This window comes from Actinopolymorpha sp. B9G3 (assembly GCF_040120725.1).
GTDB lineage: Bacteria > Actinomycetota > Actinomycetes > Propionibacteriales > Actinopolymorphaceae > Thermasporomyces.
The window spans coordinates 1-997 of record NZ_JBEEAB010000081.1 but is presented as its reverse complement, the minus strand read 5'-3'; the positions used below and the strand labels follow the sequence as shown (position 1 = coordinate 997).

The 997-nt window shown below is 67.1% G+C and carries 1 protein-coding gene; it reads right to left on the bottom strand.

Annotated elements, in window-relative coordinates; genetic code table 11:
• A partial coding sequence (locus tag ABNF93_RS34665) for a nucleotide sugar dehydrogenase (protein WP_349332503.1) occupies positions 1-997 on the bottom strand: 997 nt, incomplete at both ends.

Here is a 997-nt window from a genome sequence, read left to right as displayed (position 1 = left end):
CCACTCGGCGGTGTGGAGGGCTTGGTCGAGGTCTCCCACTCGGGGCACTTCGGTGTCGTCGAGGATCCAGTGGTCGACGTAGGGGTCGTGGAAGGTGAGGTGGGCGCCCATTCGGCGGAGTCGGCGGGCGACGGGGCGGGCGGGTGATTCGCGTTGGTCGGCGACGTTGGGTTTGTAGGTGACGCCGAGGATGAGGATGGTGGAGCCTTTGACGGATTTGCCGGCGTCGTTGACCAGGTCCTGGACGCGTTGGGCGACGTAGGCGGGCATCCGTTGGTTGATCTCTTGGGCGAGTTCGACGAAGCGGAACGGGTAGCCGAGCCTCTTGACCTTGTAGGACAGGTAGTTGGGGTCGATCGGGATGCAGTGTCCGCCGACGCCGGGGCCGGGGTGGAACGCCTGGAACCCGAACGGTTTGGTCGCGGCGGCGGCGATCGCGTCGCGCAGGTCGATGCCGAGTTCGTGGCAGAAGATCGCCATCTCGTTGACCAGGGCGATGTTGACGTGGCGGTAGGTGTTCTCCAGCAGTTTGGCCATCTCGGCCTCGCGGGTGCCCTTGGCGCGGACCACGTGGTCGCAGATCTTGCCGTAGAACTCCTCCGCCCGCGCCGTACACGCCGGCGTGTGCCCGCCGACGACCTTCGGGGTGTTCCGCAGACCGTAGGTGGGGTTGCCGGGGTCGATCCGTTCCGGGGAGAACGCCAGTGCGAAGTCTGTGCCCGCCACCAACCCGGACTTCTCCAGAATCGGGCGTACGACCTCATCGGTCGTGCCCGGGTAGGTCGTGGACTCCAGCACCACCAGCATCCCGCGACGCAGCTGGCGGGCGACCATCTCCGCCGCGAGGGTGACCGCGGCCAGATCGGGCCCACCGTCCTCATCCAGCGGCGTGGGTACACAGATCACCACGGTCTCGGCGGTGGCAAGCACGGCTTCGTCGGACGTCACGGTGAAACCCGCGGCCAGCATGGCCGCGATGTCGGCATCGCAGATGTCA